At 67.1% G+C, this 16,131-nt stretch carries 12 protein-coding genes, 2 tRNA genes and 4 pseudogenes; 8 read left to right on the forward strand and 10 right to left on the reverse strand.

Annotation, left to right across the window (positions count from 1 at the left end; genetic code table 11):
- Nucleotides 1–31 precede the first annotated feature (31 nt).
- Nucleotides 32–1,321, forward strand: a complete 1,290-nt coding sequence (serS, locus tag ACWD6R_RS25070) for a serine--tRNA ligase (protein ID WP_451820755.1) — start codon at nucleotides 32–34, stop codon at nucleotides 1,319–1,321.
- A 101-nt stretch (nucleotides 1,322–1,422) separates the two neighbouring features.
- On the opposite strand, the gene ACWD6R_RS25075 is transcribed toward serS, so the two are convergent.
- From ACWD6R_RS25075 to ACWD6R_RS25090, 4 genes and pseudogenes are all read right to left on the reverse strand, one after another.
- Nucleotides 1,423–2,217 carry an AfsR/SARP family transcriptional regulator gene (locus ACWD6R_RS25075; protein ID WP_451820756.1) on the reverse strand — a complete coding sequence of 265 codons (795 nt, stop codon included), beginning with the start codon at nucleotides 2,215–2,217 and terminating at the stop codon, nucleotides 1,423–1,425.
- A gap of 501 nt (nucleotides 2,218–2,718) precedes the next feature.
- Nucleotides 2,719–2,883, reverse strand: a pseudogene (locus ACWD6R_RS25080) (ISAs1 family transposase); the annotation flags it as partial.
- A gap of 330 nt (nucleotides 2,884–3,213) precedes the next feature.
- Entirely contained in the window at nucleotides 3,214–3,978 is a 765-nt protein-coding gene (locus tag ACWD6R_RS25085; protein WP_451820757.1) for a hypothetical protein, read from the reverse strand.
- A gap of 44 nt (nucleotides 3,979–4,022) precedes the next feature.
- Nucleotides 4,023–4,646 carry a hypothetical protein gene (locus ACWD6R_RS25090; RefSeq protein WP_451820758.1) on the reverse strand — a complete coding sequence of 208 codons (624 nt, stop codon included), beginning with the start codon at nucleotides 4,644–4,646 and terminating at the stop codon, nucleotides 4,023–4,025.
- Between the two features lie 522 nt (nucleotides 4,647–5,168).
- On the opposite strand from ACWD6R_RS25090, the gene ACWD6R_RS25095 reads away from it, so the two are divergent.
- Complete coding sequence (locus ACWD6R_RS25095) at nucleotides 5,169–6,464, forward strand: ISAs1 family transposase (protein ID WP_451820759.1); 1,296 nt, start codon at nucleotides 5,169–5,171, stop codon at nucleotides 6,462–6,464.
- Here the strand turns inward: ACWD6R_RS25095 and ACWD6R_RS25100 are convergent.
- Nucleotides 6,457–7,179, reverse strand: coding sequence for an MFS transporter (locus ACWD6R_RS25100; protein WP_451820760.1), 723 nt, complete (start codon nucleotides 7,177–7,179; stop codon nucleotides 6,457–6,459). The two genes, ACWD6R_RS25095 and ACWD6R_RS25100, sit on opposite strands and share 8 nt — an antisense overlap.
- A 178-nt stretch (nucleotides 7,180–7,357) precedes the next feature.
- On the opposite strand from ACWD6R_RS25100, the gene ACWD6R_RS25105 reads away from it, so the two are divergent.
- A complete protein-coding gene (locus ACWD6R_RS25105) occupies nucleotides 7,358–7,990 on the forward strand; it encodes a TetR/AcrR family transcriptional regulator (RefSeq protein WP_451820761.1) in 633 nt (210 codons plus the stop codon).
- Nucleotides 7,991–8,040: 50 nt separating this feature from the next.
- On the opposite strand, the gene ACWD6R_RS25110 is transcribed toward ACWD6R_RS25105, so the two are convergent.
- Nucleotides 8,041–8,229, reverse strand: coding sequence for a hypothetical protein (locus ACWD6R_RS25110; protein ID WP_451820762.1), 189 nt, complete (start codon nucleotides 8,227–8,229; stop codon nucleotides 8,041–8,043).
- A gap of 213 nt (nucleotides 8,230–8,442) precedes the next feature.
- On the opposite strand from ACWD6R_RS25110, the gene ACWD6R_RS25115 reads away from it, so the two are divergent.
- From ACWD6R_RS25115 to ACWD6R_RS25130, 4 genes are all read left to right on the forward strand, one after another.
- Complete coding sequence (locus ACWD6R_RS25115) at nucleotides 8,443–8,727, forward strand: hypothetical protein (RefSeq protein WP_451820763.1); 285 nt, start codon at nucleotides 8,443–8,445, stop codon at nucleotides 8,725–8,727.
- A gap of 12 nt (nucleotides 8,728–8,739) precedes the next feature.
- Nucleotides 8,740–9,234 carry a hypothetical protein gene (locus ACWD6R_RS25120; RefSeq protein WP_451820764.1) on the forward strand — a complete coding sequence of 165 codons (495 nt, stop codon included), beginning with the start codon at nucleotides 8,740–8,742 and terminating at the stop codon, nucleotides 9,232–9,234.
- Nucleotides 9,235–9,259: 25 nt separating this feature from the next.
- Nucleotides 9,260–11,797 carry an FG-GAP-like repeat-containing protein gene (locus tag ACWD6R_RS25125; protein WP_451820765.1) on the forward strand — a complete coding sequence of 846 codons (2,538 nt, stop codon included), beginning with the start codon at nucleotides 9,260–9,262 and terminating at the stop codon, nucleotides 11,795–11,797.
- Between the two features lie 144 nt (nucleotides 11,798–11,941).
- Nucleotides 11,942–14,428 carry an FG-GAP-like repeat-containing protein gene (locus tag ACWD6R_RS25130; RefSeq protein ID WP_451820766.1) on the forward strand — a complete coding sequence of 829 codons (2,487 nt, stop codon included), beginning with the start codon at nucleotides 11,942–11,944 and terminating at the stop codon, nucleotides 14,426–14,428.
- Nucleotides 14,429–14,508: 80 nt separating this feature from the next.
- Here the strand turns inward: ACWD6R_RS25130 and ACWD6R_RS25135 are convergent.
- Nucleotides 14,509–14,993 (reverse strand): annotated as a pseudogene (locus tag ACWD6R_RS25135) (two-component sensor histidine kinase); the annotation flags it as partial.
- A gap of 67 nt (nucleotides 14,994–15,060) precedes the next feature.
- On the opposite strand from ACWD6R_RS25135, the pseudogene ACWD6R_RS25140 reads away from it, so the two are divergent.
- Nucleotides 15,061–15,372: pseudogene (locus tag ACWD6R_RS25140) on the forward strand (phospholipase); the annotation flags it as partial.
- Here the strand turns inward: ACWD6R_RS25140 and ACWD6R_RS25145 are convergent.
- From ACWD6R_RS25145 to ACWD6R_RS25155, 3 genes and pseudogenes are all read right to left on the reverse strand, one after another.
- Nucleotides 15,369–15,725 (reverse strand): annotated as a pseudogene (locus ACWD6R_RS25145) (helix-turn-helix domain-containing protein); the annotation flags it as partial. The pseudogenes ACWD6R_RS25140 and ACWD6R_RS25145 overlap by 4 nt on opposite strands.
- A gap of 187 nt (nucleotides 15,726–15,912) precedes the next feature.
- Nucleotides 15,913–16,006, reverse strand: a tRNA-OTHER gene (locus tag ACWD6R_RS25150).
- A gap of 30 nt (nucleotides 16,007–16,036) precedes the next feature.
- Nucleotides 16,037–16,130: transfer RNA gene (locus tag ACWD6R_RS25155), tRNA-OTHER, on the reverse strand.
- Nucleotide 16,131: the final 1 nt, after the last annotated feature.

A 16,131-nucleotide genomic window follows, 5' to 3' on the forward strand; every position in this document is an offset into this window, starting at 1 on the left:
CCGGGCCGCACTGGAACCAAAGGAGATTGCCGTGCACGACGCACGCGAGCTCATCGCGCTCGGACCCGAGGCCGTACGGCAACTGGCACGGCGCAACCACCCCCTCGACCTCGATGCATTGGAGGCCGCCGGCCGCAGGCGGACGGCCGCCGAAGAACAGGTGAGCCGGCTGCGCGCACAGCTGAAGGCCGCGGCGCGCACGGGGACGGGCACCCGTACCGGCGCCCCGAGCGAGGAGGAACGCGCGGCTGCGCGCGCCCTGCGCGATCGCGTGCAGGACGCCGAAACGGAGGCGCGGGCGGCGAGTACCGAGCTGAGCCAGTGGCTGCAGACGATCCCCAACCTTCCGCTGGACCTCGTACCCGACGGCCAGTCCGAGAAGGAGGCCGTGGAGATCCGCCGGGGCGGGCCCCCTGTTGTCTCTGCCGGGGGCGCCGTGCCCCACCACGCCGACGTCGGCGAGCGCCTCGGACTCTTCGACAGCACGCGCTCCACTCGTCTGTCGGGCGCCCGGTTCCACGTCAGTCGCGGGGCGGGAGCCCGCCTGGAACGAGCGCTCGCCGCCTTCCTGCTCGACCTGCACACCGAAGAGCACGGCTACACCGAGTACGCCGTCCCCTTCCTCGTCAACCGCGAGACCATGACGGGCACCGGTCAGCTTCCGAAGTTCGAGGAAGACCTCTTCGCCACGCGGCTCGGCGACCGCGAGCTCTTCCTCATCCCCACCGCCGAAGTGCCCCTGACGAATCTCGTCGCAGGCGAGGTACTCACCTCCGCCGAGCTGCCGCTCGCCCTCACCGCCCACACCCCGTGCTTCCGCTCCGAGGCCGGCTCCTACGGCCGCGACACCCGCGGTCTGCTGCGGCTGCACCAGTTCGAAAAGGTGGAACTGGTGCGCATCTGCGCACTGGAGGACGCCCCGAGCCAGTTCGACCTGATGGTCGGACACGTCGAGAAGTGCCTGCAGAAGCTCGAGCTGTCCTACCGCGTGGTACTGCTCCCCGCAGGCGACATGGGCTTCTCCGCACGGATGACGTACGACGTCGAGGTGTGGCTGTCCGGCAGCGGGGCCTTCCGGGAGATTTCCTCCGTCTCGGACTGCGGCGCCTTCCAGGCCCGCCGGGCGGGCATCCGCCACCGCTCCGGTGCCGGACGAAACGTTCCCGCCGCGACGCTCAACGGGTCTGCCCTGCCGATAGGCCGCACGGTGGCAGCTCTCCTCGAACAGGGCGCGCGGCCCGACGGCAGCGTCGTCCTGCCGGACGCCCTCGTCCCCTACACCGGGTTCCAGAGGATCCTGCCTGGAGGGCGTACCGCCTGAGACGACGCATCGGGCCCATCCGCCGGGAACAGCGGCGGATGGGCCCGACCGCGTACGCGCCTACGGGCGTACGGACGGCGGCGTCACAGCGAGGGGCCTGGTCACGCCGGCCGGAACAGCGCGGCGCCGCTGATCAGGGTGAGAGAAGGATCGTGGGACAAGATGGCGTGCTCCACACTGCGCAGTGAGGGAGAGGGCAGCACGCCGATCTCCTCGGAAAGGCGCTGCCACATGCGCCGGTAGGTGTCCAGCGCGTCGGCCTGGCGGCCGGAACGGTACAGGGCGATCATGAGCTGTTCGCAGAACCGCTCGCGCAGGAGATTGCTGATGTGGGCGTCGTAGAGCTCGGCGAGGATGTTCGCGTGGTTCCCGGCACTGAGCTCGGCGTCGAACAGCAACTCTCTGGCACGCAAACGGTGTTCTTCGTACAGGGCGCTGGTGAGCCGGCACACCGACCCGCCGGGCAGGGGTCCGAACACAGGACCGCGCCACATGGACAGCGCGGAGCGCAGCAGGCTGGCCGCCTCGGCCGGACGGGCGGAGACGACCGCCTCGGCACGGCGGACCTTCCGGAGGAACTGAGCGGCGTCGAGCTCGTCCTCGTCGACTGCCAGCCGGTAGCCGGACGGGTGCATGGTCAGACGCGATGCGGAGCGCTCGGGCTCCATGGATTTCAGACGGCGCCGCAGCCGGCTGATGTGTGCCTGCAGGGCGTTGACCCGGTTGGCGGGGGCTGATTCCCCCCACATCTCATCAATGAGCGTTTCGCCGGAGACGGCCTGGCCCTCGCTGGCCAGCAGGACCTGGACGAGCGTGCGCTGCAGATCTCCGGGGATCTCGACCTGACCCGTTCCGGTGTGCGCCTCTAACGCCCCGAGAATAGAAAAACTCAGCACATCGTGCTCCCTTGCCATGTATTCGGTGGAAATGAATACGGACGTGGTCTCGTGTTGAGACTGGTTGGCGTGGAGGCGCGAAACTGGCCCCGCCCACCAATCACACGGATGGCCAAAAATGACCGATGCATACGCTTCCCCCGTAGCCGTCGGATGGCTAATTTTCGACAGTGCTGCCGTTGCGTAAGTGGCACCACAGCCATTTGACGTATACTGATCTTGCCACACGCACATTCATACTGAAAGTTTTTTTATCTCACATGATCCAGGCTCCCAGCTAAGGAATTTTCCGAACCGTGCACGCAACCATTCAGGAGTTAGACCGACCGGCAAATGGTGAGCCGCTCGGCGGCTGAGGGTCCCGGACGTGAGACAGGCACGGGCCCTGCGTGATCATGGAGTTCTCTACGCTCAGTGATCACACGGAGGACCCGTGCCTGCGGTGCCATCTTGCCTGCTCGAACCCCAGGGCCCCGGCGTTTGCCTCGGATGTCCGGTTGGTCATGTGATGCCGTAGAGGGCGAGGACGCGGTGGCGTTCGGTGCGGGCTCGGCGTCCGGCGGCGGAGTTGACGTACCCGGCGAGTTTGAGTGCGCCGCGGATCAGGTCGCGGACTGCGTCGAGCACGGCGGGCGTATTGCGCATTCTGACCTGGGACTTGTCCGTTTCGATTCTCCAGGTAGGCGTGGATTCTCCCGTCAGCTCACGGGACATTTTGTCAGCCATCGCCCAGTGGATCATCGCCCCGGGATTTCTGCGGCAGGGCTTCGTAGTCCCGTGCCAAACAGCCGTGCTGCCTCAGATCAGCCAGCCGAAGGTCCGCTCGATCACCCACTGTTTCGGCACCGGCTCGAACCCCCTTCGCCCGCGGTCGCCTACGTTCTGCTGACGTCATGTAGGGCGACGACGTGGTGGAGTTCCGCTTCAGTGCATGAACTCCACCACGTTGATCTCCTGGCTTCGGTCGGCGGAAACCGCGTCCCGGTCATCGCCCAACTATGAGCCTTGGACGCTTTCCGCGACTTCCTTCAACGAATCCAGGGAGGTCGTGAACGTGCCGGACGTGGTTGCCCTTTGTGCAGTGGCGACGTTGGTCAGCGTCGTGATCTGAGAAGAGCGCGCCGTCACCGTTGTGCCGCCCGCATCCGTATCGAAAATCCCCTGATCGCCGCCAGTCGGGGTCCAGATGTCCTCGGCGATGCTTTGGATACCCGGGTGTTCGGCGGGGGTGAGGCTGTCTCCGTATATAACGACATAGCTACCGGGCGTCAGCGGTGAGGAGCCTTCCAGATCGACCTTGCTGGTGTCGACGTTGCCGACGATGATCTCACCCAGGGAGACGGGGTCCTCCCCGTAGGTCACGGCGCCTTGGTAGATCTCGGTCACGATATCGGCCTTGTAGAAGACCATGGGGAGGCAGTCTGCGTACTCGGCTTCGCCACCGGCGATCCCGGACGGCGCCGGACTCACGCTCGGACTGGGCGAGGCGTCTTCGGGATCTGAGTCCTCCGATCCTGGAGTAGGTTCTCCGCCGTCTCCCACGGCGTCGCCTCCGTCATCACACTCTCTGCCGACCTCCTGGCCGATCTTGACGTGATAGGCGGCCTGCGAAGCAGTGGTCAGATCTTCGACGCTGGAATAGACCTCGTAGTCCGCCTCCCCTTGCAGTTTTCCCTGCTCACTACTGCTGCCGGCAGAGCAGGAGGTCACGCACAGCGCCACGGTGGCCGCCAGAACAGCCAGAGCCAGTTTTTTCTTCATCTGCCCACCTACGCTTGGGAATCGCTCAAGTTTTCTGTCGAAGATCACGGGGTGTACTTCGCTCTGGCGCCCCGGATGTCATCGGACCACGGGCCGTCGCCGCTGCAACTGAATTTTCCGGACCCCTGCCGCATGAGGGACGGACCGGAAGAGCAGGTGAGTGAGGTGTGGGCGAGCCCGTAGGTGTGACCGATCTCGTGCTCTGCGACCATCTTTTTCTGGCGGGCGGTCAGATTCTTCATGGTTCTGGAATTGAATGCCACGTACACTTCGTTGTACGCCCAATTACTGAAGAGGCAGCCCTGCCAGGATGTGCGTGCCCAGGCGTCCCAGGTGTAGGAGCCGTCTCGGACTTCTACCATGGGGTCCCCGTTGCTCTGCTGCTTGCTGAAGTATCCCGGAGAATTCGGTGAGGTCGCGTCCCACCGGCCTTGCGCGTTTCCGAATGCCGTCTGATACGTGGACGTGATGCTGTAATAGCGGTACGAGATGGCTCCGCCTTCACCAATCCCGTAAAACTTGCCGCAGTTGTGCGCGTACGCCTGGGCAGGAGTTGCAGTGGACAGGCTGCCCGCCGCGACGATGGCAACGGCTGACAGCGTAGAGAGCAGCCTGCTCGCGACTGTTCTCTTTCCGCCTCTCGGCTTTGTGAAACGTATTGATCTCATGGTCCCCCCCGGAGTTGATGATCGAATCAGGGGAATCGTAATGGGGCAAGGGCATATGCACAAGATCACAAAGGTGAATGAAAGCGGATCGCCTTACTCCGTTTGAATCGAGATTCGCAAGGTGAAACTCCGGAGATGGTGCGCATTTCCGTCAAGTCGGCGGAAAATTGCGCACGACACTGAACTTGATCGGGTGATGTCGGGCCATCGTCGTCCCCTGCCTGGTTCCGGCGTCGATCCGGTCCTGACGACCCACGTGTGCAGCATCTCGGTCGTGCCGATCCCGAGCTTCGAGGCGACCGGCTTCATCGCGGCCCACTCGGTGTCGTAGTCGGGCCGCACCTCGGCGACCATGCGCACCGCATGACGGCGCAGCTCCAGTGGGTACCGGGCAGGGCCCCGGTGTTTGCCCGGCTCATCCGATCTTGAGCCGGTTGGTGCTGGTGGCGTCCCCCGGAAGCAGACGAACACGGCCCCTGTAGATCATGGAGTTCTCTACGCTTCAAGATCCACGAGGGTGCCGTGTTCGTCCCGCCATCATCTCTCGCCGCCGTACCTGCCCTCCGTGCGCCCCGGCTGGAGGCGCTGGGTGGGAGCGGTGCTCGCGACCAAGTCCGCAGTCTGGTCGCCGAGTTCGAGTCGATTACCGATCCCCGCGGTGCGTGTGGGGTGCGCTACCGGCTCGCTTCGCTGCTGGCCCTGGTCGTCTGCGCGATGACTCCGGCAGGCCATGACTCGATCACCGCGGCGGCGGAGTGGTGCCGGCGCGCGGCTCCCGAGGAACTGGCCGCTTTCGGCCTGCCCTGCCACCCGTTCCTGGGCCGCTACCGGGTGCCGAGCGAGAAGACCCTGCGCAGCGTGCTGGGGCGCCTCGATCCAGGCGAGATCAGCGCGGCCGGTTACGACTACCTCCGGCCCCTTCTTCCCCCAGGGCCTGGTGGTCCGGCGCCTCTGATGTCCGATGGCGGCCAGGAACGTGAACAGCGCCGTGCCCACCGGGCTGCCGCCCGGGCCGATCCGGTGCGCCGCAGGCGCCGGGCGATCGCGGTGGACGGCAAGTGCCTGCGCGGCGCAAGACGCCCCGACGGCAGCCGGGTCTTCGTGCTCTCCGCGGTCCGGCACGGCGACGGCATCACCCTGGCCTCGCGTGAGATCGGCGCGAAGACGAACGAGATCCCCGAGTTCCAGCCCCTGCTCGACCAGGTCGACGACGTGGACCTCGCCGGGGCTGTCATCACCGCCGATGCTCTCCATGCCCAGCACGCCCACGCCGCCTACCTGCGCGAACGTGGTGCCCACTACCTCCTCACGATCAAGAACAACCAGCGCGGTCAGGCCCGCCAACTCCACCGGCTGCCCTGGAAAGAGGTCCCTGTGATCCATCGTGACGACGCCCGCGGCCACGGCCGCCACGAGCAGCGTCACGTGCAGGTCGTCACCGTTGACGGCTTGCTCTTCCCGCACGCCCGCCAGGTCCTGCGCATCCAGCGCAGGCGCCGCCTGTATGGGGCGAAGAAGTGGTCCAGCGAGACCGTCTACGCCATCACCGACCTGCCCGCCGAGCAAGCCGACGCGGCCGAGATCGCATCCTGGGCCCGCGGGCACTGGCCCGTGGAGAACGCCGTCCACTGGGTACGAGATGTCGTCTTCGGCGAGGACAAGTCCCAGGTCAGAACGCGCAATACGCCCGCCGTGCTCGCCGCCGTCCGCGACCTGATCCGCGGCGCACTCAAACTCGCCGGGTACGTCAACACCGCCGCCGGACGCCGAGCCCGCACCGAACGCCACCGCGTCCTCGCCCTCTACGGCATCACATGACCAACCGGACATCCGAGGCAAACGCCGGGCTCCAGCCCCGGGCGCTGGCCTCGATCAGGCCGTACACGAGACTGGCCATGGCCACGATGAACAGGACCTGCCCGAAGACGTCGGCACGACGGCGGGTCGGCGCCTTGCTCTCGGCCAGCTTGCCGGAGAGGACTGCCAAGGCGACCAGTCCGAAGGGCAGGTTGACCCAGAAGATCGACTGCCAGCCGAACGCGTCCACCAGTACGCCGCCGAGCACCGGCCCCGCCGCGAGGGCGAGTCCTCCGATGCCGGCCCAGATACCGATGGCACGGGCCCGTGCGGCGGGCGCGGGGTAAGTGGTGGACACGAGGGCCAGCGAGACCGGGATCATGATGGACCCCGCAGCACCCTGCAGTACGCGGGCGACCAGCAGAAACTCGTAGTTCGGCGCGATCGCGCACAGCACGGACGCGGCGAGGAACCCGACCAGACCGCCGAGGAAGATGCGCTTGCGTCCGAAGATGTCGCCGAGTGTGCCTGCCGTGAGCAGGAGGCAGGCGACGACGAGCGCGTAGGCGTTGATGACCCACTGGAGTTGGGCCATGTCCGCCGAAAGGTCGTGCTGGATCTCGGGCAGCGCCACGTTCACGATCGTGGAGTCGAGGTACACCATGAAGATGCCGATGCAGATGAAGGTCAGCAGGAGACCTTTGCCTCGAGTGACGTCCGGGGTCGTACTTGTCATGCCTTCCTCACGTTCGTGCGGGGCGTGGAGGGGCGGCCCGCTGCTCGGTGGGCAGCAGCAGGGGGAGCCCAGGGGCCGGGGCATGACGAACTAACTGACTGATGGTCGGTCCGACAAGCGACTGGCGGTCAGTCATCTAGCCTCGGCGTATACATCACAAGCAAGGAGCGCTGCAGAGATGGCTCAGACCGCGACCCCGAAGAAGCGAAAGCGTGTCGTCAAGACCGCCGAGGCGCGGAGGGCCGACATCCTGAAGGCCGGCCGCGAGGTGTTCGGCACGACCGGTTTCGCCGACGCCACCATTGCGGACATCACGACGGCCGCGGGCATGGGCAAGGGCAGCTTCTACATGTACTTCGAGACCAAGGACCACGTCCTCGGCGCCCTCTGGGAGGAGTACGTCAACGCGTTCTATGACACCACCCAGGAGATCCTGGCCCAGGGGAACGCCTGGTGGCCCACCATGGACGAGCTGTTGCAGAGGTTCCTCGAGCACGCCATCGAGAACGCGGAACTGCATCGGCTGGTCTACGGATCGGCGAACGCGAAGGCGCTGGAACTGTGCAAGGAGTCCAACGCCCGCGTAGTGGGCTTGATCTGCGACTTCGTCAGGCGCGGCGCGGTCGCCGGGGCCTTCCGGAGCGCCAGCTCCGAATGGGCGTTCCGCATGATCTACCACGCCGCCGACGGCTTGCTGGACGACCTGATCGCCGGCGCGGCGCCCATCGACACCGCGGCCATCAGCCGCAGCGTGCTCGAAATGGCGCACCGGACACTCGGTGACCCGGACCTGGCATCGGCGGGCTACTGAGGCCCAGCCCAGGGCGATTGCAAAGTCGTCCGATCATGGATCGGTGCAGGTCAGTTGAGGCCGATGAGGGTCAGGGGCCGCCCGTAGGGGCGGAGGGCTGTCGTGCGGAGTGCGGCGGCGATGCCGGTGTGGCCGGCGGTGCGGAGTCGGTTGATGGCGAAGCTGCGCAGGGTGGCCATGTTCTCCGGGCCGTGTCCGGTACGGATCTTGGAGGAATCCTCAAGAGGGTTGTACGTCATCACCCCGTCAGGGGCATGTCAGGGGCTTCCGGCATCCTGGCGAGGTCTGCCTCACAGGGAGCTTGGATGAGAACAAGAAAGACCCGGCTGTGGATCTGCCTACCCGCATTCGCCATGGCCGGCGCATGGGGAATGGTCGGAAGCACCCCCGCTGTCTCCGCCGAACCCGGCTGTGAAATCCGCGAGAATTCGCCGCAAGCCGACTGGGGAGGGATGTCTTTCCCCATCGACCTCTACTGCACCAACACACCCGGAGACGTGACATCCCAGTCCTTCTTCGGATCTCCGGTCACCGGGAGGATGACGAAAACCACGAGCTGGTTCGTCTGCTGGAAGATCGGGGCTCCGCACTCCGGGAAGAACAGCGTCTGGTACTACACCAAGGGCGACGAAGTCGTGAACAACCCGGGCCAGCAGGCTTGGGGTTATATGCCGGCGAATGCGCTCGGCACCACCAAGGCGCCCTTCCCGGGGCTGCGAAAGTGCACATGGGGATAGGGGCCCATACATATGCGTGCAACCAATGACAGCAGCCGGCCGGAGGGCGTGTCCCGTCTCGGCCGCCTCGGTCGCTTCGGCCGTACCGCCCGCGGCCTCACCGTGGCGGCCCTCGCCCTCCCCCTGCTGACCAGCGGCCTGAACACAGGCACCGCCCGCGCCGCCACCTGCGCGCTGGAGGAGAACGTTCTCCAGCAGGACAGGCTGGGCAATGTCTTCCGCACCGACGTCAAGTGCGAGAACCTCGCCGGAAACGTTTACGGGCGTGCGTCCTACGACAGCCCGCTCACTGGAAAGAAGACCTCCACGCTGAGCACCTTCGTGTGCTGGACGCGAGGTCAGCCGCATTCCGGCGGAAACACCGTCTGGTACTACACGAAGGGTGACACGGCGGTTTCGCCCTTTGAGACCTTTGAGGGCTGGGGGGCCATGGAGTCCAACAAACTCCTGACCCCGTCCGGCATTCCACATCCCTTCCCGGGGCTTCCCCGCTGCCCGTGGTACTGACAGATCCGGAGAAGTTTCCATGCTGATGAGGAATGACACAGGGCGGGGGCGCGGTCGTAGCTCCGTGCTCGCCCTCAGTCTCGTCGCGGCCGTTTCCACCCTGGGAACAGGACTGGGAATGGCCGCGGCGGCCCCCGACCCGCATTCCGGCGAGGCGGGCAAGGGCGTCGACGTGTCGGCGCTGGCGAAGGCGAAGTCCTCCAGGAAGCCAGTGGAGATCGTGGAGCAGCGGACCGAGTCCTCAGAGGTGTACGCGAATCCATCGGGCACGCTGACGGTGACGACTCATCTGGCGCCGGTGCGCGTGCGCCAGGGCGACACGTGGGTGCCGGTCGACACCGACCTGGCGTTCACCGAGGGCGGCGGCGTGGCCCCGAAGGCGGCCGCGACGGGGCTGGAGCTGTCCGACGGCGGCGAGGAACCGCTCGTCCGTCTGACGGAGAACGGCCATGTGCTGGAGTACAGCTGGCCGGACAAGCTGCCCAAGCCGAGGCTGGACGGACCGGCGGCGACGTACGCCGAGGTCCTGCCCGGGGTCGACCTCCGCGTCACGGTGGAGGCCGCGGGTTTCCAGCAGCTGCTGGTGATCAAGGACGCGACGGCGGCGAGGAACCCGAAGCTCAAGAAGCTGTCGTTCGGCGTCAAGGGCAACGGTCTGAAGATGACCGGTGACGAGAAGCAGGGCATCAAGGCGGTCGACGCCAAGGGCAGGACGGTCTTCTCCGCGCCCGGTCCCCGGATGTGGGACAGCTCGAAGGGCGCGAAGGCCGGCGGCAGGCACGCCGTCATGCCGACCGCGGTCGCCGGCCGAACCCTGACGATCACGCCGGACCGGACACTGCTCACCGGTCCTGGCACGACCTACCCGGTCTATGTGGACCCCTCCTTCACGACGGGCACCACCAACCGGTCCGTGGTCGAGTCGGAGAACCCCAACAGCGCCTGGTGGAACTTCGGCAAGAAGCTCGAGTCCGGCCAGTACCTCATGAACACGACGTACTACAAGAAGCGCACCTTCTTCCAGACGGACGTCAACTACCTGGCCGGGCGACAGGTCATCAAGTCGACCCTGACCCTTCCGGCCGGCGCCGTCGGTGACTGCAGCGCCCAGCCCGTCGAGCTCTGGCACACCGGTCGTGCCACCTCCACCACCACCTGGAACGCCCAGCCCGCGTGGCTCACCAAGCTCGCCACCTCGGCCAACTGCCCCTCGGGCACGGTGAACCTCGACGCGACGGCCGCCGCGAAGGCGGCGTCGGCCGCCGGCTCGAACACCGTCGACCTGGGACTGCGTGCCACGACCACAGGGGAGACCGCCCCGGCCAAGAGCTTCCTGACGTGGGACGCGTACGCCACGAAGCTGACGACGGAGATCGCCTACAACGGCGAGTGCTTCCTCAAGGGCGACGTGCTGTACAAGGACTCGGACGGCACCACCTTCACCAGCGAGATGACCTGCGAGAGTCTGGCAACCGACGCCCGCGTGGAGCCGTACACCAACAGCTCGGTGACCGGCAGCCTGCTGGCGGGCCCGCACAGCTTCCTGTGCTGGCGCAGTGGTGACATGAACGGCGCGGGCAACCGCATCTGGTACTACGTCAAGGGCGACGCGGCCTCGGGCTGGACCAACTGGCAGGGCTGGGGCTACGTCCCCGCCGACAAGATCACCGGTGCGGGAACGGAGCCGTTCGCGGGCCTGCCCGCCTGCAACGTCCACCAGGTCACCCCCGGCCTGGCTTCTCCGCAGGACTTCAACTCGGACGGACAGTCCGATGTGGTGGCCCTCCAGGCGGACGGCAACCTCGCGCTGTACCCCGGCAACGGCAACGGCACCCTGGGCGCCAAGCGGCTGCTGTGGTCCGACGCCAGGGGCACCGGCTACAAGGAGGTGTTCACCGCCGACCTCAACTCCGACGGGAAGGGAGACGTCGCGGCAGTCGACAGCGGAAACCGCGTCTGGTGGTGGCCCGGCGACGGCGACAGCGGACTGGCTGCCGCATCCCGGACACTCAACAGCAATGTCACTCATGCTCAGAAGTCGTTCGACCTGATGTGCCGTGACTTCCTCTCGACGGACTTCAACGGCGACGGCAAGGGCGACATCCTGGCCGCCTGCCCGTCCTCCGATCCGTACGAGATGAACTACATGGTGTGGTGGTGGCCCGGCGACGGCAACGGCGAGTACAACCCGTACGGCGGACGGGAGTCCCTCTACTCCGCCAATGACGACCACAGCCTGACAACCGCCGACTTCGACAGTGACGGCCGTATGGACCTGGCGAACCGGGCCGCCGACGGCAGCCTCTGGCTCTGGCGGGGCTTCGCGAACGGATCCGTGGACGCCTGGACCGGCGGCAGCCGGCGCGTCTGGCCCGCCGCGAGCTTCGGCTCGGTGACCCAGTCGTTCGCGGGCGACTTCAACGGCGACCGCAAGGGCGACATGGCGGGCGTCGACTCCGCCGGCTCCCTCTGGTACTGGCCCGGCACGGGCGACGGCAACTTCGGCACCCCGGTGAAGATGTCGTCCGCCACCGATTGGGGGACCGTGAAGGACCTCATGTGACCCCTCGATGAACCGGGGCCGGACACCGGCCGAGCGTGCCGGTGTCCGGCCCCGGTCCCGTACGAATCCAGGATGAGGCGAGTGGTAACGGTGTTTTCAAGAGGCCTTCCGCGCATGCGAAAAGGCAGAGTTCTGGCGTCCGGTATGGCTTTCTCCGTCGTACTGGCAACGCTCGGCGTGGCGGTGTCGGCCGCGGCCGAGCGGGACGAGGAGCAGCCCAGGGGTGTCGACGTCTCGGCGCTGGCGAAGGCGAAGTCCTCCGGGAAGCCGGTGGAGATCGTGGAGCGCAGGACCGAGACCTCGGAGGTGTACGCCAATCCGTCCGGCACCACGACGGTGACCACGCATGTGGTGCCGGTGCGCGTGCGCCAGGGCGACACGTGGGTGCCGGTCGACACCGACCTGACGTTCGCCAACGGTCGTGTGGTGCCGAAGGCCGCCGTGGCGGGTCTGGAGCTTTCCGGCGGCGGCACCGGTCCGCTGGTGAAGCTGAACGACCGTCGGCATGTGCTGGAGCTGAGCTGGCCGGGGAAGCTGCCCAAGCCGAAACTGGACGGTCCGGTGGCCACGTACCCCGAGGTGCTGCCGGGTGTCGATCTTCGGATGACGGCCGAGCCGGAGGGCTTCTCGCAGCTGCTGGTCGTCAAGGACGCCAAGGCAGCGAAGAACCCGAAGCTCAAGAAGCTGTCGTTCGGCGTCAAGGGCAACGGTCTGAAGATCGCCGGTGACGAGAAGCAGGGCATCAAGGCGGTCGACGCCAAGGGCCGTACGGTCTACTCCGCCCCGCCGCCCCGTATGTGGGACAGCGGCAGGGGCGGGAAGCAGAAGCAGGCGGTCATGGACACCGCGGCCATGGGCGGGAGCTTCTCTGTCGTCCCGGACCAGAAGCTTCTCGCCGGCGCGGACACCACCTACCCGGTGTATGTCGACCCCACCTTCAGCGCCGGGGTCTCCAACTGGGCCGAGGTGCGGCGGAACACATCGACGACGTCCTACTGGAACGACCGGTCCCTGCTCAACCTCACCATCGGTGGAATGACCACCCTCGGCGTGGCGAACGCGTACCGAGGGTTCTTCCAGGTCGATGTGCCCAATCTGAACGCAAGCCGCAGCGTTCTGAACGCGACCCTCAACTACACGACGACGAACTACAATTGCGTGCCCCTGCAGATCTGGAGCACCGGTCGCATCTCCTCCGCGACCACCTGGAACAACCAGCCCACCTGGAACACGATGCTCGCGTCGCCCGCCTGCGCGAACGGCGCGGGCACGCTGTCCGTCAAGAGCACGGTGCAGGCGGCCGCGGCCGGCGGCTCGAGCCTGGTGGACTTCGGTCTGCGCAGCACCGACGCGGTGGAACAGACCGCGTTGGACAGACTCCGGTTCGACCTGACCAAGGTCAGCCTGAGCGTCGAGTACAACTCCCTCGGCCAGTGCTTCCTGTACACGGGAGTGACATACAAGGACACCGAGGGCACCTCCTTCACCAAGGAGGTGAACTGCCAGAACACGGCCTCCGAGGTCCGGGCCGAGCCGTACGGCAACAGCGCGATGACGGGCAGCCTGCTGGCGGGCTCGCACGGGTTCGTGTGCTGGCGCAGCGGTGACATGAACGCCGCCGGCAACCGCATCTGGTACTACGTCAAGGGCGACGCGTCCTCGAACTGGACCAAGTGGCAGGGCTGGGGATACGTCCCCGCCGACAAGCTCAACCTGGTCGGCGGCGAGCCCTACCCCGGGCTTCCGGCCTGCAACGTCCACAATGTCACGCCCGGTATCGCCTCGCCGCAGGACTTCGACTCCGACGGAGTGTCCGATGTCCTGGCCGTCCAGACGGACGGAAACATAGCCCTCCACCCGGGCCTCGGAAACGGCACCCTCGGCAGCAAGAAGATGCTGTGGACCGACGGCCGGGGCGCCGGCTACGCCAGCCTGTTCACCGGCGACTTCAACAAGGACGGCAACGGTGACGTCGCCGGCTTCACCAGTGGTGTCGTGTACTGGTGGCCCGGCAACGGCAACGGCGGCGTCAGCGACACCGCTCTGCCACTGATCGACAACCGGTACAAGACGCAGTACTACTTCAATCCCGGGCTGCACGAGCCGTGCCGGGTGGCCTTCGCCTCCGACTTCAACGGTGACGGAAACACCGACATCATGGCCGCCTGCGGCCAGGGCTCGGAGCAGGGCAACTACACCGACGACAGTCTGTGGTGGTGGCCCGGCGACGGCGACGGAGGTATCAACGCCACGACAGGTGGCAGCATCGGGTACGAGTACCTCTACGCCATGCGCGCGGAGACCGAGTTCTCCCCGCTGGACGTCACCGGCGACGGCCGCATGGACATCGCCAGGATGCCCTACGCTACGACCCTGGAGCTGAACCCGGGACCCCTCGCGCCCAACGCCTCCTACGGCACGGGCGTCAGGCTCCCCTGGGCACCGAACGGCTTCGGCACGGTCACCAAGGTGTTCGCCGGCGACTTCAACGGCGACCGCAAGGGCGACATCGCGGGCGTCGACTCGACCGGCTCCCTGTGGTGGTGGCCCGGCAACGGCGACGGCACGTTCGGCACCCCGTCGAAGATGTCGACCGCCACCGACTGGGTGGCCTACAAGGACCTCCTGTGATCCAGCGATGACACCGGGGCCGGGCATCCGTCGTGACGCGGATGCCCGGCCCCCGTGTGAACGCAGTCAGGTGCGGTTCGTCATGAGTGGGGCGCCCCCGGCGGTGGTGCCGGAGCCCCCAGGAGGCGGATCACCGCGCTGGTGCCGCCGCCCTCCGCCGGGGCCAGGGCCACCTCGCCGCCCTGCGGGGAGACCTTCACCGCGTTGTCCAGGACGTCCACCAGGGCACGTTCCAGCGCGGCCGATTTTGCCCGTACGTACCAGGGCCGGATGTCCGGCGTGAACGTCGGCTCCGGGCCCCGGCAGCCGCGCCCGGGTCAGGGCCGTGCCGAGTACGTCGTCGTGCAGCCCGACCACCTCCAGGCGGCCCTGCGCCACCGCGTCCGGCCGGGACCAGCTCCTGCAGGTCGCCGATCAGCGCCGCCAGCTCGGCCATCTGGGCTTTCACGGACGCCGGCAGCGCCCGCCGGTCGGCGGGCGGGATCGCCCGGCCGGTCTCCTCACTGCGCGCCAGCAGCTCGATGTTCGTACGGAGGGAGGTCGGAGGGATCCGCAGTTCGTGCCCGCCCCTTTCGTCTGTCGTACGCCTCCTCCGTCCGGGCTTCTTGATGCGTACCCGTCATAATCCGGCCATGGACCGACGAAGCCTTCTCGCGGGCGCCGCGGCGACCACCGCCACCCTTGTCCTCGGAGCCGCGCCCGCCCGGGCACGCACCCACACCCGGACCCTCGGGCTCCAGGACTGGATGGCCGGCCACGGCGACCCCACCCCGCTCCAGAAGCTCACCATCCCCGGGACGCACGACTCCGGCGCCCGGTACGGCGGCCCCTGGAGCGCCTGTCAGAACACCACCATCGCCTCGCAGCTGGACAGCGGCATCCGCTTCCTGGACATCCGGTGCCGGGTGACCGGCGGGTCCTTCGCCATCCACCACGGCGGTTCGGCCAGATCGAGGAGCTCGCTGGACAGGATGTCGCGGTACTCCTCCCACCAGCCGCGCTTGCGCTCGCCCGTCATTGCGGCCAGGGCGTCGACCAGGTCGTGGTCGGGGCATTCGTCGTGGCAGGCCGGTGTGCGTACGCGCTCGGCGCTGACGCCGTAGCGGCCCGCCTCGATGTTGCTCATACGGGCCTGGTTGCCACCCAGGAGTTTCGCCGCCTGCGTGGCGGTGAGGCCGGCGCGCTCGCGCAGCCTGCGCAGTTCTGTGCCGAGCCGTTGACGACGGAGCTCCGTTGCGCGAAGGGGACTTGGGAAGGTCACCTCCGCAACGGAGCTTCGTTGCGTGTGGTCGCGCATCCATCCAGCATCGTCACACTGCCGTGACCTGCACACTCACAAGGTCGCTACGACTTTGCAATCGCCCTGAGGTCCGGCCCGGGCCGGCGTACCCACACAAATGATTCGCCCTGGCAGACCTGCTCAGCAGGCCTGCCAGGGCGGATCACACGACCAGGGAGCGGGGCCCTCCCTGGAGACCAAAGCGCGGAGAGGGCAGGATTCGAACCTGCGCGGGTCCATTGAACCCGACCTTTGAGCCGTAGCTCAGGTCCCCGATAAACCACTCCGGGCACCTCTCCAAGACCACCCGATTGCGCGGGTTGGTTTCGCGGAGAGGGCAGGATTCGAACCTGCGCGGGTCCATTGAACCCGACCTTTGAGCCGTAGCTCAGGTCCCCGATAAACCACTCCGGGCACCTCTCCA

It is taken from the genome of Streptomyces sp. NPDC005151 (assembly GCF_053599875.1).

Coding starts and splice junctions, on each gene's coding strand:
- ACWD6R_RS25090 (WP_451820758.1), bottom strand. CDS start 4,646: ATGAGATCAATACGTTTCACAAAGCCGAGAGGCGGAAAGAGAACAGTC.
- ACWD6R_RS25120 (WP_451820764.1), top strand. CDS start 8,740: ATGCGTGCAACCAATGACAGCAGCCGGCCGGAGGGCGTGTCCCGTCTC.
- ACWD6R_RS25125 (WP_451820765.1), top strand. CDS start 9,260: ATGAGGAATGACACAGGGCGGGGGCGCGGTCGTAGCTCCGTGCTCGCC.
- ACWD6R_RS25110 (WP_451820762.1), bottom strand. CDS start 8,229: ATGACGTACAACCCTCTTGAGGATTCCTCCAAGATCCGTACCGGACAC.
- ACWD6R_RS25085 (WP_451820757.1), bottom strand. CDS start 3,978: ATGAAGAAAAAACTGGCTCTGGCTGTTCTGGCGGCCACCGTGGCGCTG.
- ACWD6R_RS25105 (WP_451820761.1), top strand. CDS start 7,358: ATGGCTCAGACCGCGACCCCGAAGAAGCGAAAGCGTGTCGTCAAGACC.
- ACWD6R_RS25130 (WP_451820766.1), top strand. CDS start 11,942: ATGGCTTTCTCCGTCGTACTGGCAACGCTCGGCGTGGCGGTGTCGGCC.
- ACWD6R_RS25115 (WP_451820763.1), top strand. CDS start 8,443: ATGTCTTTCCCCATCGACCTCTACTGCACCAACACACCCGGAGACGTG.
- ACWD6R_RS25100 (WP_451820760.1), bottom strand. CDS start 7,179: ATGACAAGTACGACCCCGGACGTCACTCGAGGCAAAGGTCTCCTGCTG.